Source organism: Microbacterium proteolyticum, from assembly GCF_029639405.1.
In the GTDB taxonomy this organism is placed as follows: Bacteria; Actinomycetota; Actinomycetes; order Actinomycetales; family Microbacteriaceae; genus Microbacterium.
Genome location: NZ_CP121274.1, coordinates 2,012,195 through 2,032,929, shown reverse-complemented (window position 1 = coordinate 2,032,929; position 20,735 = coordinate 2,012,195). Strand labels below are relative to the sequence as shown.

Genomic DNA, 20,735 nt, shown 5'->3' with positions numbered 1-20,735 from the left:
GGCGGCGACCGCGTGACGGGGAGACACGACGACGCCCCTCCCGCGCGCCAAGAGCAGGGAGGGGCGTCGAGTTCGCGTCCGCCCCGCTCCGCGATACGGCGGGCGGGGTGGACGAGTCGGTGCGGCTACGCGCGCTGCAGGCGGTAGCGGAGAGCAGCAAGTTCGGCGCGGAGGGCGGCCGGAAGGTGGCTGCCGAACGTGTCGAAGAACTCCTCGGTGAGGTCGGCCTCGGCCAGCCACGACTGCGTGTCGATGGCGAACAGCTCGGCGAGGTCGGCCGCGGGAAGGTCGAGGCCGGACAGATCCAGGTCCTCGGCGTAGGGCAGACGGCCGATGGGGCTGTCCACGGCGTCGACCTGACCGTCGACCCGACGGATGATCCAGTCGATCACGCGGGCGTTGTCGCCGAAGCCGGGCCACAGGAACCGGCCGTCGTCGCCCTTGCGGAACCAGTTGACCTGGAAGATGCGCGGCGCGCGGTCGAAGCGGAGCTGCTCCCCGACCTTCAGCCAGTGGCCGAAGTAGTCGCCCATGTTGTAGCCGCAGAAAGGCAGCATCGCGAACGGGTCGCGACGCAGCTCGCCGACCGTGCCCTCCTGCGCGGCGGTCTTCTCGCTCGACACCGTCGAACCGAGGAAGACGCCGTGCGACCAGTCCGTCGCCTCGAGGACGAGAGGGACGTTCGTGGCGCGACGACCGCCGAAGAGGATGACATCCAGCGGGACGCCCTGCGGGGTCTCCCAGTCGTCCGCGATCTGCGGGCACTGCGCGGCCGCGACGGTGAAGCGGGAGTTGGGGTGCGCGGCCGGACGGCCCGAAGTCGGGGTCCAGTCCTTGCCCTCCCAGTCGACGAGCTGCGGCGGAGCCTCGTCGGTCAGCCCCTCCCACCAGACGTCGCCGTCGGGGCGGAGCGCCACGTTGGTGAAGATCGTGTTGCCCCACAGGGTCTCGACCGCGGTCACGTTCGTGGACTCACCGGTGCCGGGGGCGACGCCGAAGAAGCCGGCCTCGGGGTTGATGGCCCAGAGGCGTCCGTCCTCGCCGGGGCGGATCCAGGTGATGTCGTCACCGAGGGTCTCCACGCGCCACCCGGGGATCGTCGGACGCAGCATCGCGAGGTTGGTCTTGCCGCACGCCGACGGGAAGGCGGCGGCCACGTGGTACGCCTTGCCCTGCGGGTCGATCACGCGGATCAGCAGCATGTGCTCGGCCAGCCAGCCCTCGTCGCGACCGATGACCGAGGCGATCCGCAGCGCGAAGCACTTCTTCGCCAGGATCGCGTTGCCGCCGTAGCCCGATCCGAACGACCACACCTCGAGCGTGTCGGGGAAGTGCACGATGTACTTCTCGTCGTTGCACGGCCAGGCGACGTCCGCCTCGCCCGGGGCGAGCGGCGCGCCGACCGAGTGCACGGTCTTGACCCACGGGGCCCCCGCGGCGATCTGCTCGAGCACGGCGGTGCCGACGCGCGTCATGATCCCGATGGATGCCACGGCGTACGCGCTGTCCGTGATCTGCACGCCGATGTGGCTGAGCGGACCGCCGACCGTTCCCATCGAGAAGGGGACGACGTACATGGTGCGTCCGCGCATCGAACCCTCGAAGACACCGTTCAACGTCTCGCGGATCTCCTCCGGCGCGATCCAGTTGTTCGTGGGGCCGGCGTCCTCTTCGCTCTCCGAGGCGATGTAGGTCCGCGACTCGAGGCGCGCGACGTCGCTCGGGTGCGAGCGGGCCAGGTAGGAGCCGGGACGCCATTCGGGGTTCAGCTTGATGAGCTTGCCCTCGTCCACCATCTCGCGCAGGAGGGCGTCGTTCTCGGCCGCCGAACCGTCGACCCAGTGGATGCGGTCGGGCTGCGTGAGCGCGGCGACCTGGTCGACCCAGGCGGTGAGGGCGGCGAGTCCGGGGCCCTCGACGGAGGGACGGATGCCGCGGCCCGGGTGAGCCGGACGGGCGGCGGGCGTGGTGCGACCGGAGGGGCGTCCGGCGAAGATGTCGGCGAGTGCCATGGTCGATCTCCTCGATTGAGAGCGAATTCGGATGTCTTCCTCCACTTTGCGACCCTCGGGCTGGTCTTTCAGCAGATTTCCTCCACAAGAATCGAAGATCTTTCGCTATCGTCAAGGAATGGCCTCGTCGCTCGAACTGACCACGCTCGGACACCGCATCCGCCACCACCGCCTCGCCCGGGGGTACACCCTCGACGAGCTCGGAGCGCTGGTCGGGGTGGCCGGCAGCCAGCTGAGCCTGATCGAGAACGGCAAGCGCGAACCCAAGCTGTCGCTCCTGCAGGAGATCGCGCGCGCGACCGAGACCGAGGTCACCGAGCTGCTGTCGACCGAGCCGCCCAACCGTCGGGCGGCCCTGGAGATCGAGCTGGAGCGCGCGCAATCGAGCCCCTTCTTCAGGCAGCTGGGCATCCCGCCGATCAAGGTCAGCAAGGGCACGAGCGACGAGACCATCGAGGCGGTGCTGGGTCTGCACCGTGAACTGCAGCGCCGCGAGCGCGAGACCATCGCGAGCCCCGAAGAGGCACGCCGCGCGAACACCGAGCTGCGCCTGCGCATGCGCGGGCTCGACAACCATCTCCCCGACATCGAGAAGCTCGCCGAGAAGCAGCTCAAGGCGGCCGGGCATTCGTTCGGCGCCCTCACGCACCGCACCGTGAGCATCATGGCGGAGCAGCTGGGGTTCGAGCTCATCTACGTCGCCGACCTCCCCCACTCCGCACGGTCGGTCACCGACCTCGAGAACGGACGCATCTACCTGCCACCGGCATCCATCCCCGGCGGTCACGGCCTGCGCTCGATGGCCCTCCAAGCGATGGCGCACCGTCTTCTCGGGCACCGCCCGCCCACCGACTACGCCGACTTCCTGCAGCAGCGGCTGGAGATCAACTACTACGCCGCGTGCTGCCTCATGCCCGAGACCAACTCGGTCGCGTTCCTCGCGCAGGCGAAGAAGGACCGCAACCTCGCCGTGGAGGACTTCCGCGACGCGTTCGGCGTCACCCACGAGGCCGCCGCGATGCGCATGACGAACCTCATGACGGCGCATCTCGGCATCCGTCAGCACTTCCTCCGGGTCGACGGCGACGGGGCGATCTCCCGCATCTACGAGAACGACGACCTGCCCCTGCCGACCGACGTCACGGGGTCGGTCGAGGGTCAGATCGTCTGCAAGAAGTTCTCGGCCCGCGCCGCGTTCGACGAGCACAACCGCACCACCGAGCACTACCAGTACACCGACACCCCGGCCGGGACGTTCTGGTGCTCGACGCAGACGGGCACCACCGCGGAGGGCGATTTCTCCATCACCGTCGGCGTGCCCTTCGACGACGCCCGGTGGTTCCGCGGACGCGAGACCACCACCCGGGGGATCTCGCGCTGCCCCGACGAATCGTGCTGCCGCCGCCCCGACTCCGAGGCGGCGGAGCGCTGGTCGGGCAAGGCGTGGCCGAGCGCCCGCGTGCATCGGCACATGTTCTCGCCGCTCCCCCGCGGCATGTTCCCCGGCGTCGACGACGCCGAGGTCTTCGCCTTCCTCGACCGCCACGCGTCCTCGTCCGACGCGTAGGGGCGGCAGGGACGCGTGAGTCGCCAGGATTTGTCGCCTACATCACGCCAGAGGCGACAAATCCTGGCGACTCACGCATCAGGACGGCGGATGCCACGGCCCCGACGCTCCGAAGAGCGCGGGGCCGTGGCATCCGGTGGGTCAGGCGTAGGGGTTGGCCGTCAGCGTGTACTTGGTCTGCAGGTACTCGTGGATGCCCTCGTCGCCGCCCTCGCGACCGAGGCCCGACTGCTTCCAGCCGCCGAACGGGGCCGCGGCGTTGGAGACCACGCCGACGTTGAGGCCCATCATCCCGGTCTCGAGGCGCTCGATCATGCGCTGACCGCGCGAGAGCGACTCGGTGAAGACGTACGACACGAGACCGTACTCGGTGTCGTTGGCGATCCGCACGGCGTCATCCTCGGTGTCGAAGGGGACGATCGCGAGCACGGGTCCGAAGATCTCCTCGCGGAGGATGTCGCTGCCCGGCTGCACGTCCGACACGACGGTGGGCTCGAAGAACGTTCCGGGGCCGTCGACGGGCGAGCCACCGGTCGTGACCGTGGCGCCGCGCTCCACGGCATCCCCGACGAGGGTCTTCGCCTTGTCGACGGCGCGGTCGTCGATCAGGGGTCCGATCTGCACGCCCTCCTCGGTGCCGCGGCCGATCTTCATCCCCTGCACGCGCTCGGTGACGCGGCGCGTGAACTCCTCGACGACGGAGCGCTGCACGATGAAACGGTTCGCCGCGGTGCACGCCTGGCCGATGTTGCGGAACTTCGCCAGCATCGCACCGTCCACCGCCTTGTCGAGGTCGGCGTCTTCGAAGACGACGAACGGGGCGTTGCCGCCGAGCTCCATCGAGGTGCGGAGCACACCGGGTGCCGCCTGCTGCAGCAGCTTCACGCCCACCGGCGTGGAGCCCGTGAACGAGAGCTTCCGCAGACGCGGGTCGGAGATGATGCGCTCGGAGACCGGGCCGGTGTTCGTGGTGGTCACGACGTTGACGACACCGGCCGGGACGCCCGCGTCCTGCAGGATCTGTGCGAAGAACAGCGTCGTGAGCGGCGTGAGGGTCGCGGGCTTGATCACGACGGTGCAGCCTGCGGCGAGCGCGGGCGCGATCTTGCGCGTCGCCATGGCGAGCGGGAAGTTCCACGGGGTGATGAGGTAGCAGGGACCGACGGGGTGCTGCGTCACGATCATGCGGCCGGTGCCCTCGGGGTTCGCGCCGTAGCGGCCCTGGGTGTGCGCGGTGACCTCGCTGAACCAGCGCAGGAATTCGCCGCCGTAGCCGACCTCGCCGCGGGCCTCCGCGAGGGGCTTGCCCATCTCGAGGGTCATCAGAAGCGCGACGTCCTCCTTGCGCTCCTGGAGCAGATCGAACGCGCGGCGCAGGATCTCGGCCCGCTCACGGTCGGGGGTCGCCGCCCACGACGGGAACGCCTCGGCCGCGGCATCCATCGCCGCAACTCCATCGGCGACCGAGGCGTCGGCGATCTCGTGGATGACCTCGCCCGTCGCGGGATCGTTGACGGCGACGGTCTTGCCGCCCTCGGCCGCACGCCACTCGCCGTTGATCAGCAGGCCGGTCGGTACGGATGCCAGCAGCTCGCTCTCGCGCGAATCGGTCATGGGTCCTCCTGGGTCGGTGCGGGTCTCCCCGCTCATTCTGGTCAGCGCACGAACGAGCGCCGATATACGTGCTGTATAAGCGCAGCGCCGGGGTCGCCGCGGCGGCGAGGACGTGGCATCCGCTCGCTTCCCTCCGGTCGCTGCCCGGGAGCCGCGGCGCCCGGTGCCCACGCATAAACGCGATTTCCGCGCAGAAACGCGTCGCCAGCGCGTTTATGCGCGCGGATCGCGTTTATGCCTGACCGGCACCGGCACGGCACCGGCACCGGCACCGGCGGACGCAGCACCGGCGGACGCAGCACCGACGGACGCGGCGACGGCGGACGCGGCCCCGGCGGACGCGGCGACCCCGGCAGCGGAGGTCGCCGGGGAGCGCATCGCGCCGGACAGGAACCGCTCCAGCTCCTCGGGTGCGGTCAGCGGCAGCACGTGCGCGACGTACTGATCCGGCCGCACGACGACCACCGCGCCCGCGGCGCCGATGCCGCGCTCGGCGAAGATGTCGCCGCTCGTCCACGCCGACGGGGCCGCGGCGAACACCTTCTCGAGGTCGGTGAGTCCGAGCGGGCCCGACTGCGGCCGGAAGAGTGCCGGGACGTCGGTGACGTCCTCCCAGCGCCCGGGGTAGACGACCTTCGCGTCGAACACGGAGTCGAGGTCGGCGCCGGCGGGGGTGAACCGTTCGACGATTCCGCGCGCGGCGTCGGCCCATCCGCGCAGCGCCGCGCCGTCGGCATCCGCGAACGCGTAGAGACGCCACCGGCCGTCCGCGCGCGCGTGGTGTCCGAGATGGACGCGATTGCCGTCGCACACCCGCACGACTTCGACGCTCTGGAAGCGTCGGCCGACCGGGAAGCCGGATGCCAGCTCCTGGGCCGGCGCATCGGAGACCAGGGTCGAGGGCGCGTACCGCGTGCCGAACCCGGAGGGGAACTCCGCGGTCGCGAGGTAGTAGGTCGCCAGCTCGTCGGGGTCGGTGATCTCATCGGGCTTGCGGGCCATGAGCGAGGACCACTCGCGGTCGAAGTCGATGAGCTGTTGGGCGACCGGGCGACGCTCGGCGTCGTAGGTGCGCAGCAGATCGCGGGATGCCAGTCCCGTGAGGACGTGTCCGAGCTTCCAGCCCAGGTTGAATCCGTCCTGCATCGACACGTTCATGCCCTGACCGGCCTTGGCGCTGTGGGTGTGGCAGGCGTCGCCGGTGAGGAAGACGCGCGGGTTCTGCAGGTCGTCGACGAACTGATCGGTCACCCGGTGCCCGACCTCGTAGACGCTGTGCCACGCGACCTGCTTCACATCGATCGCGTAAGGGTGCAGGATCTCGTTCGCCTTCCGGATGATCTCCTCGATGGGCGTCTGCCGGACGCGGTGGTTGTCGCCCTCCGCGACCTCGCCGAGGTCGATGTACATGCGGCTGAGGTATCCGCCCTCGCGGGGGATGTGGAGGATGTTGCCGGCGGCGGCGTTGATCGCGCACTTGATGCGCCAATCGGGGAAATCCGTCTCGACGAGCACATCCATGACGCCCCACGCGTGCTGGGCGGCGGCACCCACGTGGGTGCGGCCGATCGCCTGTCGCACGCCGCTTCGGGCACCGTCGCAGCCGACGACGTATTTCGCGCGGACGGTGCGCTCGCCCTCGGCCGTCCGCACGCGCACCTCGACATCGTCGTCGCCGACCTCGAGCCCCAGGAACTCCACCCCGTAGTCGGGGACGATGCGCGCCGGCCCGTTCGCGGCCGCTTCGGCGAAGTAGTCCAGCACCCGCGCCTGGTTGACGATGAGGTGGGGGAATTCGCTGATCTTGAGGCCGTAGTCCTCGGTGCGGGTGGTCCGCACGATCCGGTCGGGGCTCTCGGGGTCGGGAGCCCAGAAGTTCATCCAGCCGATGTTGTAGGCCTCCGCGGTGATGCGGTCGGCGAAGCCGAAGGCCTGGAAGGTCTCGACGCTGCGGGGCTGGATGCCGTCGGCCTGGCCGAGGGCGAGACGCCCGTCGCGCTTCTCGATGAGGCGCGTCGTGAACTGCGGGAACTGCGACATCTGCGCCGCGAGCAGCATGCCCGCGGGCCCGGACCCGACGATGAGGACGTCGATCTGCGCGGGGAGCTCGGCGGGACGGGCGACACCCGCACCCACGGCGGGCTGGACGCGCGGATCGCCGGAGACGTAGCCGTGGTGGTGGAACTGCATTGTTCTCCTGACATCGATGTCGGGCTCACCGCGGCGGCGCGGTGCTTGCGTTGCCGAACGGCAGTGTTCTATATTCGAACGCACCGTTCTTCTATCGAACGAGAGGTTAGCTGTCCCATGGCTCCGCGGCAAGACACGACCCCCGCGTCGCAGACCCTGAGTCGTGGCATCCGCCTGCTGGAAGAGCTCGCCGACGCCCGCGGTCCGCTCACGATCGACGACCTGGCTGCACGCGTCGGACTGCATCGCTCGGTCGCGTACCGACTGCTGCGCACCCTCGAAGACCACGGACTGGTGACCCGGGATGCCACGGGTGCCGTGCGCCTCGGGACGGGGCTCGCCGCCCTGGCCGCCGGCGTCGCCGCCGACCTGCAGTCCGAGGCCCTGCCCGAACTGACCGCCGCCGCCAACGACCTCGGCATGACCTGCTTCCTCGTCGTGCTCGACCACGACGAATGCGTGACCCTCGCCAGCGTCGAGCCGCGCCACGCGGTGACCGCCGTCGCGCAGCGCCCGGGTACGCGGCATCCCGTCACCCGGGGCGCCCCCGGTCGCGCGATCCTCGCGCAGCTGCCGCCCCGGCGGTGGCCCGATGGCGTGGACGCGCGCCTCGCCGCCGAGGTGGCGGAGGCCGCGGAGCGCGGCTGGGCGACGAGCCACGACGAGGTCGTGCCGACGCTGCGCGCGGTGGCGGTGCCACTGAGCGTGCAGGGTCGCGGGCCCGCCGCCGTCGCGGCCGTCCACGTCAACGCCGAGGCCGACGACGCGGAAATCGCCGCGTGTCTGGAGGCCGCGGCGGAGGCGATCCGGTCGGGGCTGTAGCCGGTCGGATCAGCCGCCCGCAGCCAACCAGCCCGAAGCGGTGAGCGCCAGCGCCACGGCGCCCATCACGGTCGACCGCTCGGCGAGAGCCCCGCGGACGATCTCGGGCGGCGTCGCCGCCTCGGGGAGGAGTCCCCGCCGGAGGGCGCGGGCGAACGGCTCGAGCACGGCGTCTCCGGCGTCGGCCATCGCCCCGACGAGGATCACACGCTGCGGAGCGAAGAGCAGGCACGCGCGCGACGCCGCGTCTCCGACCAGTTCGGCGGCATCGCCGACGATGCGGGTCGTGCGCGCGTCCCCGGCCGCGGTGGCCCGCAGGACGTCGCGGAGTTCGACCTCGTTCCGCTCCACGGCCACCGCGGCGAGGAGAGCCGGAATGGAGGCGAAGGTGTCCAGGCATCCACGTTTCCCGCATCGACAGACCGCCCCCTCAGCGGCGACCGCGAAGTGACCGATCTCGCCCGAGCCCGCCCCGCCGATGAGACGGTCGCGCACGATGAGCCCCGCACCGATCCCGCTGTGGAACTTCACGGTGAGCGAGTCGGCCACATCCCGGCCCGCCCCGAACGTGTGCTCGCCGAGCGCGGCGAGGTTGGCGTCGTTCTCGATCACCGCGTCGACGCCGAACGCCGCCGTCAGCTCCGCGCCTGTGGTCTCGGCCCACCCCGGCAGCACGGAGGAGCCGATGACACGCTGCCCTCCGGAATCGATCGGCCCGGGCAGCGCGACTCCGACCGTGACGACCTCACCCTGACCCGCCGGAACCGCGGCGACGGCCTCGCGGTACAGCCGCGCCGCCACGCTCCGCCCCTCGTGACTGGAGTATCGCTCCGTCAGACGACTCTCTCGCGTCACGAGGACACGCGCGTGGAGATCGCAGATGGCCACACGGACCGTGCGGAAGCCGAAGTCGACACCGGCCACCGAGGCCAACGACGGGTCTACGACGAGGCCACGGCCGCGCGGGCCCGTACGCACCGCCTGCTCCGCGAGCTCTTCCGCCTCGCTGAGCACCCCTTCGGCGGCGAGCGCCTTGGTGACGGCCGTGATGGTCGAGGCGGCGAGGCCGGTCGTGCGTGCGAGATCGGCACGACTGAGAGGACCGTGGTCGCGGACGGCGGCGAGCACGCGGTATCTCGTGCTCGCCGCGTCGTCTCCGGCAACGTCGACGAAGGTTCTCATGCGGGAAAACGTAACGGCTCGAGCCCGCGAGCGCCACCGCTTTCATTCACGAAACGAAGGAACAGCACCAAAAGAGTCCGAATCTTTGCTTGACATGTTCCTCTGACGAAGTATTTACTGAGCCTCGCCCCGACGGAACACCCGTCTCGCCGGTGGCACACCGACGTGTCATCGATCATCCGGGAGGCCCGTATGACCACGCTTCCGCCCACCCTCGAGTTGCGGGCAATCACCAAGCGCTTCGGACATGTCGCCGCTCTGCGGGACGTCCACCTCTCGGCCTACGCCGGCCAGATCCTCGCCGTCGTCGGTGACAACGGCGCGGGCAAGTCCAGCCTCATCCGCACCATCAGCGGCGTCTACCGCCCCGACGAGGGCACCGTACGGGTGGAAGGCGAAGATCAGAACTTCGCCAACCCCGCCGCCGCGCGCGCCGCGGGCGTGGCTACCGTCTTCCAAGACCTGGCCCTGGTCGAGGTGCTCGACGTCGCCACGAACATGTTCATCGGGCAGTACCCCCGCCGGGGCCCGTTCGTCCGCCGGCGTGCGATGGAACGGCAGACGCGCGCCTTCCTCGACGAACTCGGCGTCTCGGTGGCCTCGGTGCGAACCGAGATCGGGATGCTCTCGGGCGGGCAGCGACAGATCGTCGCGATCGCCCGCGCCATGCGGACGGGCGGTCGCATCGTGCTGCTGGACGAGCCGACCGCTGCCCTCGGTGTTCGAGAGACCGCGCAGGCCGCGGACATGATCCGCACCCTGCGCGACCGCGGCAACACCGTCATCATCGTCAGCCACGACATGTCCCTCGTCTTCGATCTCGCCGATCGCATCCAGGTCATGAGGCTCGGACGCGTGGCCGGGGTCCGCGAACGAACCCGGACCACGCGCGACGAGATCATCGGCCTCATCACCGGCGCCGTCACGGGCGACGAGGCGCCCGCCGACGGGGCGAGCACCACACCCTGACCCACCCCCGCCCACCCGAACAGGCGGCGACTCCCCTCGCCGCCCCCGCCGAACGACAGAGAGGTCCTCGCATGTTCTCCACCCCCGCACGCCGCACCGCCGCCACGGTGTTGGCCGCTTCCACCCTGGTCGCCGCCCTCACCGGATGCGGCGCCCTGTCAGGCGGTTCCATCGCCGCCTCCCCCGACTCGTCCGGCGCACTGCGCGAGGTCAAGACGATCACGTACGTGAACCCCGCACCGTTCTACCCCGCGTTCGATGACGTGGGCCGCTGTTTCGAAGACGCCGCCAAGTCGAACGGCTGGACGCCCACGGAGGTCGGCACCTCGGGCAGTGCCGTCGACAACCAGGGCGCCATCGACCTCATCTCGCAGGCGATCGCCAACGGCACCGACGCGCTCGTGGTCTTCCCCACGATTCCCGAGCTCTTCACTCCCGTGATCCAGCAGGCGCGCAGCGCGGGGATCTACGTCGTCGCCCAGAACGCGGGCGACCCGAGCACCGGCCAGCAGACGCAGGTCGGAACGGATGCCAAGCAGCTCGGCGCCCTCATCGCGGAGGGTCTGGGCAAGACCGACCCTGCCGCGAAGGTCGGCATCCTGTCGGGCTCGGCGAGCACGACCCCGCACGTGCAGGAGATCGAGGGATTCACCGAGTACGCCAAGGAGAACTTCCCCGACATGACCGTCGTCGCCAGCGACTACACCAACGGCGACCCGACGAAGGCCCCTGAGCTGTTCAGCAACATGCTCACCGCCCACCCGGAGATCACTGCGCTGTTCCCGATCGAAGGCACCTCGGTGGCCGCGGCGATCACCGCGGTCAAGGAGCGCGGGCTGACCGGCACGGTCAACGTCGTGGCCAACGACCTCACCGCCGACCACCGCGCCTCCATCGAGGACGGCACGCTGCTCGGCGTCGGCGAACAGGGCTGGTGCGAGTCGGGCACGAAGGCGGTGCAGGCGGTCAAGGACCTGTCGGAGGGGAAGACCCTTCCCGACTTCATCGCCACCACCAGCACGTTCTACGACAAGTCCAACCTGCCCGCCCAGTGATCGGTCGCGGGGCCCGGCCCGGGTCGGGCCCCGCACGGAGAGAGCGAACCCACCCGTGAAGAACGTCCTTCGACGCATCGCCGGCGCCCCGCAGCTGGGCCTGATCGTCATCATCGTCCTGCTCGTCCTGATCGCACAGTCGGCGAACCCCCAGGCGCTCGCCCCGGCGAACATCGTGGAGATCCTGCGTTCCAGCGCGCTGTACTTCATCGGGGCGAGCGCGGCGACCCTCGTGCTCGTCGGCGGTGGTCTCGACCTGTCGATCGGTTCCCTCTTCGCCGTGGGCGGCGTGTCCGCCGGGATCGCGATGAACGCCGGGGTGCCCTGGCCCTTGGCCATCCTCCTCGCCCTGCTGGTGTGCGGTGTGCTGGGCCTGGTCAACGCCTCGCTCATCACCTGGGTGGGCGTCCCGCCGTTCATCGCCACTCTGGGCATGCTCTTCGCCGCGAGCGGCGTCGTCGTCGTCACCACCTGGGGCGTCCCCCGCTTCGGCTTCCCCACCGGCTTCACCGATCTCGCGCAGCTGAACCTCTTCGGCATCCCTCTGCTGGTGTTCTACGCGGTGGCGATCGGTGTGCTCGCGCACGTCGTCCTCCAGCACACGGTCTTCGGCTACAACATCCGCGCCTTCGGCGGCAGCGCAGCGGCGGCACGGGCGAACGGCATCCGGGCCTCGCAGATGAACATCTCGCTGTACGTCATCAGCGCGGTCGTCGCGGGGCTCTGCGGAGTGCTGCTCGCCTCCCGTGTCGCGACGGCCGACCCCGGGGCCGGGGGCACGGGATTCGCCTTCCAGGTGCTGGCGGCCGTCATCATCGGCGGCACGAGCCTGTTCGGCGGTGTGGGCACGATCACCGGCACCGCGCTGGGAGCGCTGCTGTTCGCGGTGATCAACAACTCCCTGGCGCTCACGAACACCAACCCGCAGTGGCAGAACGTCGCCACCGGCGTCATCCTCGTCACCGCCGTCGCCGTGGACCACCTGCGTCGCAAGCGCCGCTTCACCGTGCGCTCGGCCTGACCCCTCCCCTCGGCTCCCCCACGGAAGGACCGCCATGAGCGCGTCACCACCCCTGCGCACCTCCGCCGCCCTCGAGGAGTTCGCCGACCCACCCCGCGTGGTCGCCCGGTTCGTGCATCCGGGGCGTCAGCCATTCGTCCAGCGCGCGGGCGTGGATGCCCGCGCCGCGGCGCCGTTCGCCGCGCTGCTGGCGGGCATCGACGAACCGGCTCTGGCGGCGTACGAAGCCGGGTTCGCCGCCGATATCGACCGTTCCGCGGCGCTCATCGACCCCGTCCACGCGTCTCGACTTCCCTTCGTCGCCGGAGACCGGATCCTTGCGCTCGGGGACTCGATCACCGATGACTCCCTCTCGTGGGCGTTCCAGCTGCAGGCGTATCTCGCCCGTCACCGTGCGGCCGACGGCATCCACGTGATCAACGCCGGCATCACCGGGAACACCACGCAGGAGGCCCTCGCCCGCATCGATCGGATCGCCGCCGAGCGCCCGACATGGGTGATCCAGATGCTGGGGACGAACGACGCGCGCCGCCACGGACGCATCGGCGCGCGGATGCAGTCCCTCGAGGAGACCCGCCGCAATCTTCGCCTGCTCGCCGAGCTGATCGCGACGGAGACGGATGCCGAGCACGTCTGCCTGACCCCGCCGCCCGTGGTCGAAGCCGACGCCGACGCCTGGGCGCCGTTCCGCGACGAGCGGATCACGTGGCGCGAAGCCGACGTGGCCGAGATCGCCGACGCCGTCCGCGCACACCCGGGCCGAGTGGTCGACGTGCACGCGAGGCTCCGCGACGCTCCTGCCGGGTGGCTGCTGCCCGACGGCGTGCACCCGACTCTCGTGGGTCAGCGCCGCATCGCCGACATCGTGCTGGACGCACTGTCGGCACCGCCGCACTGAAGGCCACCCCACCGCGCACGCGAGTGCCGGATCCTGCCGCCTCACGCCTCTTCACGGCGACGAATCCCGGCGTACATACGGGACACGTCAGCGGGGAGGGCCGTGCCCCTATACTCGATCCCGTCAGGCGCACCGGGTCGTGCGTCGCTGCTCGAAAAAAGGGCACGTAGCGCAGAAGCGCGAGACACATACGGCATCCATTCCGTCCGTCTCGAAAGGCTTCCTTCGCCATGCCCACCGTCTCCGCGCACGTCGCGCACACCCTCGCCCGCCACATCGACACAGTCTTCGGCGTCATGGGCAACGGCAACGCCTACTTCCTCGACTCCCTCGGACGCGAAACGTCCTCGGGCTTCGTCGCCGTGCGGCACGAGGCCGCCGGGGTCGTCGCCGCCGACGCGCACTACCGCGCGAGCGGCCGGCTCGCCGCGGCCACCGCGACCTACGGCGCCGGGTTCACCAACACGCTGACGGCGCTCGCCGAGGCGGTCCAGGCCCGCACGCCCCTCGTCCTGATCGTCGGCGACGAACCGACCTCGGGCCCGCGACCGTGGGGAGTCGACCAGATCGCCCTCGCCGCCGGCGTCGGCGCCCGCACGTACACCGTCGGGCACCGCGACGCCGCCGCCACGGTCGTCATCGCGATCGAGCACGCCCTGACGTATCGCCTGCCGGTCGTGCTCGGCATCCCGTACGACGTGGTGACACGCGAGGCGGGCCCGGTTCCGGATGCCGCAGCTCCCCAGGTCACGCCCGAGCACCCTCCCGTGGGGCCGTACGCCGACGGCGTGATCGATCGCATCGTCGACGCCCTCGCGACGGCCGAACGCCCGCTGCTCCTCGGCGGGCGCGGAGCGTGGCTGGCCGGGGCCGGGTCGGTGCTGGGCGAGCTCGCGGCCCTGAGCGGCGCCCTCACCACCACCACGGCACTCGGCCGGGGGCTCTTCCCCGACGTCGCGCGCGATCTCGGCGTCGCGGGCGGGTTCGGTGCGCCCGGCGCCATGGAGATCGTGCGCGACGCGGACGTGGCCGTGGTGTTCGGAGCCGCCCTCAACCAGTTCACGATGCGCTTCGGCGAGCTCTTCGCCCCCGGGACGCGCGTGTTCCAGGTCGACCTCTCCCCCACAGCGACCCACCCGCACGTCGGCGGCTACGTCCGCGGCGACGCGGCCGACGTCGCCGGCGAGATCGTGCAGCGCCTGCGCGTCCGGGGCGGCTCCCCGTCGACGTGGGGCACCGGACTCGACCTCGAGGTCGCCCGCCGTCAGGCTGCGGGCACCGGCGTCGGACCCGACGGCCGACTCGACCCCCGTACCGCGGCCGCCCGGATCGCCGAGCTGCTGCCCGAGGACCGGGTCGTCGTGTCCGACGGCGGCCACTTCCTCGGCTGGTCGAACATGTACTGGCCCGTGGCCTCCCCCGACCGGATGATGATGGTCGGCACCGCGTACCAGTCGATCGGTCTCGGCTTCCCCAGCGTGCCCGGCGCCGCGGTCGCGCGCCCGGACTCCACCGTCGTGCTCACCACCGGCGACGGCGGCGGACTCATGGCGATCGCCGACCTCGAGACCGCGATCCGCGTCGCGCGAGGACGCGGAGTCGCCGTCGTGTGGAACGACGCGCAGTACGGCGCCGAGGTCCTCAACTACGGCAAGAAGGGGCTGCACCCCGACCCGATGCTGATCCCCGAGGTCGACTTCGCCGCCGTCGCGCGGGGGTTCGGCGCCGAGGGCGTGGTCGTCCGGGATGCCGCCGACCTCGACGCCCTGGCATCCTGGACGGCCCGCGATCCCGAGGACCGGCCGTTCCTCCTGCTGGATCTGCGGGTGAGCGCGGCCGTCGTGGCGCCGTACTGGGAGGAGATCGCCGCGCGCGGCTGAACCTGGGACCCTCGTCTCGCGTTGTGTTGCTGCCGCGGAGCCAAGGCTGCGACCCATGTCCCACTTGGTGCTGCTGCGGGGCCGCCAGAACCGCACCTTGTGGGACATGATCCGCCACAGGTGGGACATGATCCGCCGCAAGCGGGACGAGGGTCACACCGAACAACGGGAAGGCCCCGCCGCACGCGCAGTGCGACGGGGCCGGAGGACCCGGGCTCAGACGTTCGCGAACCCGCGGATCGGGCTCCGCTCCTGCTCGGCCTCGTGGTCGGGGCCGAGGGGGATGCCGCTGCGGTCGCGCAGCAGCAGCGTCGCGACGAGGCCGACCACCGTCATCCCGGCGAGGTACCACGTGACCGACATCGTGGTGCCCGTCGCCTTCACGAGCGCCTCCGCGATCGTGGGGGCGAAGGCACCGCCGAGGATCGCCCCGATGGCGTACGAGATCGAGACTCCCGAGAAGCGGATGGATGCCGGGAACAGCTCGGCGTACAGCGCCGCCTGCGGGCCGTAGGTGAGTCCGAGTCCGACGGTGAGGATCACGAGCGCGAGCGTCAACAGCCCGATGCTCCCGGTGTTCACGAGCGGGAAGAGCAGGAAGACGCCGACGAGCTGCGCGAGCCACCCCAGCACGTACGTGTTGCGGCGACCGATCTTGTCGCCGATCCACCCGCCGAGCCACGTGAACGCCAGCCACGACACCGCTGAGAGGGTCACGGCGCCCAGCACGTCGGCGGTGGCGAGACCGATCGGTCCGTCGGGGTTGGTCGCGTAGCGCTGGATGTACCCGCCCGTCGTCATGTAGCCGACGGCGTTGTTGCCGGCGAACACGAGCGCGGCGATGAGGACCAGCAACGCGTGCTTGCGGAACAGCTGCACGATCGGCATCCGCGTCTTCTCCTTGCGCTCGGCGAGCTCGAGGAACACCGGGCTCTCCTCGACCTTCTTGCGCACGTAGTAGCCCACGAGGATCAGCACGAACGACAGCAGGAACGGCACGCGCCAGCCCCACGCGAAGAACGCGTCACCGGGGGCGATCAGGGCCATGAGCGCGAGCATGCCGCTCGCCAGCAGCAGGCCCAGCGGCACGCCGAGCTGCGGGGAGGCGCCGAAGAGGCTCCGCTTGGTCTTGGGCGCGTGCTCGACCGCCATCAGCACCGCGCCGCCCCACTCTCCACCGGCCGAGATGCCCTGCAGCACCCGCAGGAGGATCAGCAGCACCGGGGCCGCGACGCCGATGACCTCGTAGGTGGGGAGCACGCCGATCAGGGTGGTCGAGGCTCCCATGAGGATGAGCGTCAGCATGAGCACGACGCGTCGGCCGTACTTGTCGCCCAGGTGACCGGCGAGGAACGCTCCCAGCGGGCGGAACAGGAAGCTCAGGCCCACCGTGAGGAACGACAGGATCTGGGCGATGCCGGGGCCGGCGGGCGCGAAGAAGAGCTGCCCGAACACCAGGCCGGCAGCCGAGGCGTAGAGGAAGAAGTCGTACCACTCGACGGTGGTGCCGACCACGGTGGCGAAGACCACCCGGCGGCGGTCCGTGGACGTGGAGATGGTGCCGGTGGGCGTGAAGCCCGGGGAAGAGGGGCGGGACATGGGACTCCTTCGTGACGTCGTCGTCGGCCCGCCGGTCTCGCCGTCGACGCCGACGGAGCGAGTTGCGGGAGCGTTTCTGGATCATATACGATTTCGAATACGACGCAAGGGAGCCTCATGACCACCACCGACCCCCGCTTCGCCGTCCTCGGCGCCCGGCCGGGAAAGATCGTCGCGGTCCATCTCTCGTACACCTCGCGGGCCGATCAGCGCGGCCGCCGGCCCGCCGCCCCCTCGTACTTCTTCAAGCCGTCGAGCTCCCTCGCCCCCTCGGGCGCGGCGATCGAGCGCCCCTCCGGCACCGAACTCCTCGCGTTCGAGGGCGAGATCGCGCTCATCATCGGCGAGCCCGCCCGATGGGTGACCCCGGATGCCGCCTGGAACCACGTGGCATCCCTCACCGCCGCGAACGACTTCGGACTCTACGATCTGCGCGCGAACGACAAGGGCTCGAACGTCCGCTCGAAGGGCGGCGACGGCTATACCCCCCTCGGTCCCGCTCTGATCGACGCCCGCTCCGTCGACCCGCACGCGCTGCGGCTGCGCACGTGGGTCAATGGCGACCTCGTGCAGGACGACTCCACCGCGGGCCTCCTGTTCCCCCTGGCGCAGATCGTCGCCGACCTGTCGCAGCACTTCACGCTCGAGACCGGCGACGTCATCCTCACCGGCACGCCCGCGGGATCGTCGGTGGTCGTGCCCGGCGACGTCGTCGAAGTGCAGGTGGACGCCGGCTCCCAGTCGACCGGCCGACTCCGCACTCCCGTGACCCAGGGCGCGCACTCTTTCGATGCCGCGGTCGGATCCCTCCCCGCCGTGGACGACACGCAGCGGCTCGAGGCGTGGGGTTCGGCCGAGGCTGCGGCCGCCGCTGTCACGAAAACAGGCGATGTCACCGGAACAGGCCAGAATCCGACGGATCGCCCTGTTCTTGACGCATCCCCTGTTCTCGTGACGGATGCGGAGACCCCGGCCCTCCCGCCCGAACTGCGCGCAAAGCTCGAACGCGTCCCGGTCGCCGGCCTCAGCGCGCAGCTGCGCAAGCGCGGCCTGAACGACGTGACGATCGACGGGGTGCACGCCCTCACCCCCGGCAGCCGGTTCGTCGGCACCGCGCGGACGCTCCGCTTCCTCCCCCACCGCGAAGACCTGTTCGCCGCGCGCGGCGGCGGCTACAACGCGCAGAAGCGCGCGTTCGACGCGGTCGACGCGGGCGAGGTCATCGTGATCGAGGCGCGCGGCGAGACCGGGTCCGGCACCCTCGGCGACATCCTCGCGCTCCGCGCACGCGCGCGGGGTGCGGCGGCGATCGTCACCGACGGCGGCGTCCGGGATGCCGAGGCGGTCGCCGCGGTCGGCATCCCGGTGTTCACCGCGGGTCCCCACCCCGCGGTGCTCGGCCGGAGGCACGTCCCGTGGGAGACCGACGTCGCCGTCGGCTGCGGCGGCACCACCGTCGAGCCGGGCGACATCCTCGTGGGCGACGGCGACGGCGTGATCGTGATCCCCCCGCACCTCGCCGAGGAGGTCGCCGACGCCGCCCTCGCGCAAGAGGCCGAGGACGCGTGGATCGCCCGCCAGGTGGCATCCGGTCATCCCGTCGACGGACTGTTCCCCCTGAACGCGCAGTGGCGCGCCCGCTACGAGGCCGAGAGGAACGCCTGATGGATGCCACGACCCCCGCCGCGACCCCGGCGAGCGCGCAGCCGGCGAGCGCGCAGAGCAAGTCGCAGCAGGCATACCACTGGATCAAGGAACGCATCGCGGCGCAGGAGTTCACCCCCGGCTACCGGCTGGTGCTCGGCACGATCGCGGGCGACCTCGACATGAGCGTCGTGCCGGTGCGCGAGGCGATCCGTCAGCTCGAGGCCGAGGGGCTCGTGACGTTCGAACGCAACGTCGGCGCGCGCGTGTCGATGGTCGACGACTCGCAGTACCGCTTCAGCATGCAGTCGCTGAGCATCCTCGAGGGCGCGGCCACCGCCCTGTCGGCGCGCGCCCTCACGACCGAGGACGTCTGCCGCGCGCGCCGCATCAACGAACTCATGGTCGAGACCCTCGACCACTTCGACCCGCGGGCCTTCACCGCGCTGAACCAGGAGTTCCACGCGACCCTGTTCGAGAAGTGCGCGAATCCCCGCATGCTCGACCTCGTCCGCGCGGAGTGGGCGCGCCTCGGGCACCTGCGCGACTCCACCTTCAGCTTCGTGCCCGGCCGCGCGGCCGAGTCGGTCCGCGAGCACGAGAACATCCTCGTCCTCATCGAGAACGGCGCCCCGCTCGCCGAGATCGAGAAGACCGCCCGCCGACACCGTTCGGCCACGCTCGACGCCTACCTCATCCACGAGCACCCGGACGAGTCGCTCGGGCTTCCCGCTTTCTGAACCGGATGCCACCGGCATCCCTCCCCTCCATCGAAGGAGCACCCATGACCCGCCGCACCCCGGCAGACCTGCCCGCGCGCATCCAGCACTACATCGGCGGCAGCTTCGTCGACTCGATCGACGGCGACGAGTTCGACGTGCTCGACCCGGTGACCAATGAGACGTACGTCCGCGCCGCCGCGGGCAAGAAGGCCGATGTCGACGCCGCCGTCGCCGCCGCCCGCGCGGCGTTCACCGAAGGCCCGTGGCCGCGCATGCTGCCCCGCGAGCGTTCGCGCGTGCTGCACCGCATCGCCGACCTCGTCGAGTCGCGCGACGCTCGCTTGGCGGAGCTGGAGTCCTTCGACTCGGGCCTGCCGATCACCCAGGCACTCGGGCAGGCGCGGCGCGCGGCCGAGAACTTCCGTTTCTTCGCCGACCTGATCGTCGCGCAGACCGACGACGCCTTCAAGGTTCCGGGCCGCCAGCTCAACTACGTCAACCGCAAGCCGATCGGTGTGGCCGGACTCATCACGCCGTGGAACACGCCGTTCATGCTCGAGTCGTGGAAGCTCGCTCCGGCGCTCGCCACGGGCAACACGGTGGTGCTCAAGCCCGCCGAGTTCACGCCGCTGTCGGCCTCGCTCTGGGCCGGGATCTTCGAAGAGGCAGGGCTCCCCGAGGGCGTGTTCAACCTCGTCAACGGCCTCGGCGAGGACGCCGGCGACGCGCTCGTGAAGCACCCCGACGTGCCGCTCATCTCGTTCACCGGCGAGAGCTCGACCGGGCAGCTGATCTTCGCCAACGCGGCACCCTTCCTGAAGGGCCTGTCGATGGAGCTCGGCGGCAAGAGCCCGGCGATCGTCTTCGCGGATGCCGACCTGGATGCCGCCATCGACGCGACGATCTTCGGCGTCTTCTCGCTCAACGGCGAGCGCTGCACCGCCGGCAGCCGCATCCTCGTCCAGCGGGACATCTACGACGAGTTCGTCGCGCGCTACGCCGCCCAGGCCGACCGGGTGAAGGTCGGCTTCCCCGACGACCCCGCGACGGAGGTCGGTGCGCTCGTGCACCCCGAGCACTACGCGAAGGTGATGTCGTACGTCGAACACGGCAAGACCGAGGGGCGCCTGGTCGCCGGCGGCGGCCGCCCCGACGAGTTCCCCGCGGGCAACTTCGTCCGGCCCACCGTGTTCGCCGACGTCGCTCCCGACGCCCGCATCTTCCAGGAGGAGATCTTCGGTCCGGTCGTCGCCATCACGCCGTTCGACACCGACGAAGAGGCCCTGGCGCTCGCGAACGACACGAAGTACGGCCTCGCCGCCTACGTCTGGACCAACGACCTGAAGCGCGCGCACCTGTTCGCGCAGAACGTCGAGGCCGGCATGGTGTGGCTGAATTCCAACAACGTCCGCGACCTCCGCACCCCGTTCGGCGGGGTGAAGGCCTCGGGCCTGGGACACGAGGGCGGCTACCGCTCGATCGACTTCTACACCGACCAGCAGGCCGTGCACATCACGCTCGGCCCCGCCCACAACCCCACCTTCGGCAAGGGAGCCTGAG

Annotated in this window: 15 protein-coding genes; 10 read left to right on the top strand and 5 right to left on the bottom strand. The window is 70.7% G+C overall.

The annotated features are described in order from the left end of the window. Positions 1–125 precede the first annotated feature (125 nt). Complete coding sequence (locus tag P8R59_RS10235) at positions 126–2,012, bottom strand: phosphoenolpyruvate carboxykinase (GTP) (RefSeq protein WP_278100971.1); 1,887 nt, start codon at positions 2,010–2,012, stop codon at positions 126–128. Between the two features lie 118 nt (positions 2,013–2,130). On the opposite strand from P8R59_RS10235, the gene P8R59_RS10230 reads away from it, so the two are divergent. Next, positions 2,131–3,579 carry an XRE family transcriptional regulator gene (locus tag P8R59_RS10230; protein WP_278100970.1) on the top strand — a complete coding sequence of 483 codons (1,449 nt, stop codon included), beginning with the start codon at positions 2,131–2,133 and terminating at the stop codon, positions 3,577–3,579. 141 nt (positions 3,580–3,720) lie between these two features. Here the strand turns inward: P8R59_RS10230 and P8R59_RS10225 are convergent, their stop codons facing one another. Both P8R59_RS10225 and P8R59_RS10220 read right to left on the bottom strand, forming a co-directional pair. Continuing rightward, the gene (locus tag P8R59_RS10225; RefSeq protein ID WP_278100969.1) at positions 3,721–5,193 is read right to left on the bottom strand and encodes an NAD-dependent succinate-semialdehyde dehydrogenase; all 1,473 of its coding nucleotides are present in this window, start codon (positions 5,191–5,193) and stop codon (positions 3,721–3,723) included. A 213-nt stretch (positions 5,194–5,406) separates the two neighbouring features. After that, positions 5,407–7,383 carry an FAD-dependent monooxygenase gene (locus tag P8R59_RS10220; protein ID WP_278100968.1) on the bottom strand — a complete coding sequence of 659 codons (1,977 nt, stop codon included), beginning with the start codon at positions 7,381–7,383 and terminating at the stop codon, positions 5,407–5,409. A gap of 117 nt (positions 7,384–7,500) precedes the next feature. Here P8R59_RS10220 and P8R59_RS10215 point away from each other — a divergent pair, with 117 nt between their 5' ends. After that, positions 7,501–8,205: an IclR family transcriptional regulator gene (locus P8R59_RS10215; RefSeq protein WP_278100967.1), complete on the top strand. Its 705-nt coding sequence runs from the start codon at positions 7,501–7,503 to the stop codon at positions 8,203–8,205. A 9-nt stretch (positions 8,206–8,214) separates the two neighbouring features. Here the strand turns inward: P8R59_RS10215 and P8R59_RS10210 are convergent, their stop codons facing one another. After that, positions 8,215–9,387 carry an ROK family transcriptional regulator gene (locus P8R59_RS10210; RefSeq protein ID WP_278100966.1) on the bottom strand — a complete coding sequence of 391 codons (1,173 nt, stop codon included), beginning with the start codon at positions 9,385–9,387 and terminating at the stop codon, positions 8,215–8,217. 192 nt (positions 9,388–9,579) lie between these two features. Between P8R59_RS10210 and P8R59_RS10205 the strand changes: the two genes are divergently transcribed. The 5 genes from P8R59_RS10205 (at position 9,580) to P8R59_RS10185 (ending at position 15,210) form a co-directional block, all read left to right on the top strand. Beyond that, entirely contained in the window at positions 9,580–10,356 is a 777-nt protein-coding gene (locus tag P8R59_RS10205; RefSeq protein ID WP_278100965.1) for an ATP-binding cassette domain-containing protein, read from the top strand. Positions 10,357–10,427: 71 nt separating this feature from the next. Next, a complete protein-coding gene (locus P8R59_RS10200; protein ID WP_278100964.1) occupies positions 10,428–11,411 on the top strand; it encodes a sugar ABC transporter substrate-binding protein in 984 nt (327 codons plus the stop codon). Between the two features lie 55 nt (positions 11,412–11,466). After that, the gene (locus P8R59_RS10195; RefSeq protein WP_278100963.1) at positions 11,467–12,432 is read left to right on the top strand and encodes an ABC transporter permease; all 966 of its coding nucleotides are present in this window, start codon (positions 11,467–11,469) and stop codon (positions 12,430–12,432) included. 34 nt (positions 12,433–12,466) lie between these two features. Next, entirely contained in the window at positions 12,467–13,330 is an 864-nt protein-coding gene (locus tag P8R59_RS10190; RefSeq protein ID WP_278100962.1) for an SGNH/GDSL hydrolase family protein, read from the top strand. Positions 13,331–13,560: 230 nt separating this feature from the next. Continuing rightward, positions 13,561–15,210 (top strand): thiamine pyrophosphate-binding protein, encoded by a 1,650-nt coding sequence (locus P8R59_RS10185; protein WP_278100961.1) that lies wholly within the window; start codon positions 13,561–13,563, stop codon positions 15,208–15,210. Between the two features lie 216 nt (positions 15,211–15,426). On the opposite strand, the gene P8R59_RS10180 is transcribed toward P8R59_RS10185, so the two are convergent. After that, positions 15,427–16,809: an MFS transporter gene (locus P8R59_RS10180; protein ID WP_278100960.1), complete on the bottom strand. Its 1,383-nt coding sequence runs from the start codon at positions 16,807–16,809 to the stop codon at positions 15,427–15,429. 117 nt (positions 16,810–16,926) lie between these two features. On the opposite strand from P8R59_RS10180, the gene P8R59_RS10175 reads away from it, so the two are divergent. Genes P8R59_RS10175 through hpaE form a run of 3 tightly spaced genes read left to right on the top strand, consistent with a single transcriptional unit; the run spans position 16,927 to position 20,734 of the window. Beyond that, complete coding sequence (locus P8R59_RS10175) at positions 16,927–18,474, top strand: fumarylacetoacetate hydrolase family protein (protein WP_278100959.1); 1,548 nt, start codon at positions 16,927–16,929, stop codon at positions 18,472–18,474. Beyond that, positions 18,474–19,193: a GntR family transcriptional regulator gene (locus P8R59_RS10170; protein WP_278100958.1), complete on the top strand. Its 720-nt coding sequence runs from the start codon at positions 18,474–18,476 to the stop codon at positions 19,191–19,193. Before P8R59_RS10175 ends, P8R59_RS10170 begins: the two co-directional genes overlap by 1 nt. Positions 19,194–19,237: 44 nt before the next feature. Further along, on the top strand, positions 19,238–20,734 hold the full coding sequence (gene hpaE / locus P8R59_RS10165; protein ID WP_278100957.1) for a 5-carboxymethyl-2-hydroxymuconate semialdehyde dehydrogenase: 1,497 nt from the start codon (positions 19,238–19,240) through the stop codon (positions 20,732–20,734). Position 20,735: the final 1 nt, after the last annotated feature.

Bases quoted from the DNA above. Each gene is read 5' to 3' on its own strand.
- P8R59_RS10235 (WP_278100971.1), bottom strand. From the start codon at position 2,012: ATGGCACTCGCCGACATCTTCGCCGGACGCCCCTCCGGTCGCACCACG.
- P8R59_RS10230 (WP_278100970.1), top strand. From the start codon at position 2,131: ATGGCCTCGTCGCTCGAACTGACCACGCTCGGACACCGCATCCGCCAC.
- P8R59_RS10225 (WP_278100969.1), bottom strand. From the start codon at position 5,193: ATGACCGATTCGCGCGAGAGCGAGCTGCTGGCATCCGTACCGACCGGC.
- P8R59_RS10220 (WP_278100968.1), bottom strand. From the start codon at position 7,383: ATGCAGTTCCACCACCACGGCTACGTCTCCGGCGATCCGCGCGTCCAG.
- P8R59_RS10215 (WP_278100967.1), top strand. From the start codon at position 7,501: ATGGCTCCGCGGCAAGACACGACCCCCGCGTCGCAGACCCTGAGTCGT.
- P8R59_RS10210 (WP_278100966.1), bottom strand. From the start codon at position 9,387: ATGAGAACCTTCGTCGACGTTGCCGGAGACGACGCGGCGAGCACGAGA.
- P8R59_RS10205 (WP_278100965.1), top strand. From the start codon at position 9,580: ATGACCACGCTTCCGCCCACCCTCGAGTTGCGGGCAATCACCAAGCGC.
- P8R59_RS10200 (WP_278100964.1), top strand. From the start codon at position 10,428: ATGTTCTCCACCCCCGCACGCCGCACCGCCGCCACGGTGTTGGCCGCT.
- P8R59_RS10190 (WP_278100962.1), top strand. From the start codon at position 12,467: ATGAGCGCGTCACCACCCCTGCGCACCTCCGCCGCCCTCGAGGAGTTC.
- P8R59_RS10185 (WP_278100961.1), top strand. From the start codon at position 13,561: ATGCCCACCGTCTCCGCGCACGTCGCGCACACCCTCGCCCGCCACATC.
- P8R59_RS10180 (WP_278100960.1), bottom strand. From the start codon at position 16,809: ATGTCCCGCCCCTCTTCCCCGGGCTTCACGCCCACCGGCACCATCTCC.
- P8R59_RS10175 (WP_278100959.1), top strand. From the start codon at position 16,927: ATGACCACCACCGACCCCCGCTTCGCCGTCCTCGGCGCCCGGCCGGGA.
- P8R59_RS10170 (WP_278100958.1), top strand. From the start codon at position 18,474: ATGGATGCCACGACCCCCGCCGCGACCCCGGCGAGCGCGCAGCCGGCG.
- hpaE (WP_278100957.1), top strand. From the start codon at position 19,238: ATGACCCGCCGCACCCCGGCAGACCTGCCCGCGCGCATCCAGCACTAC.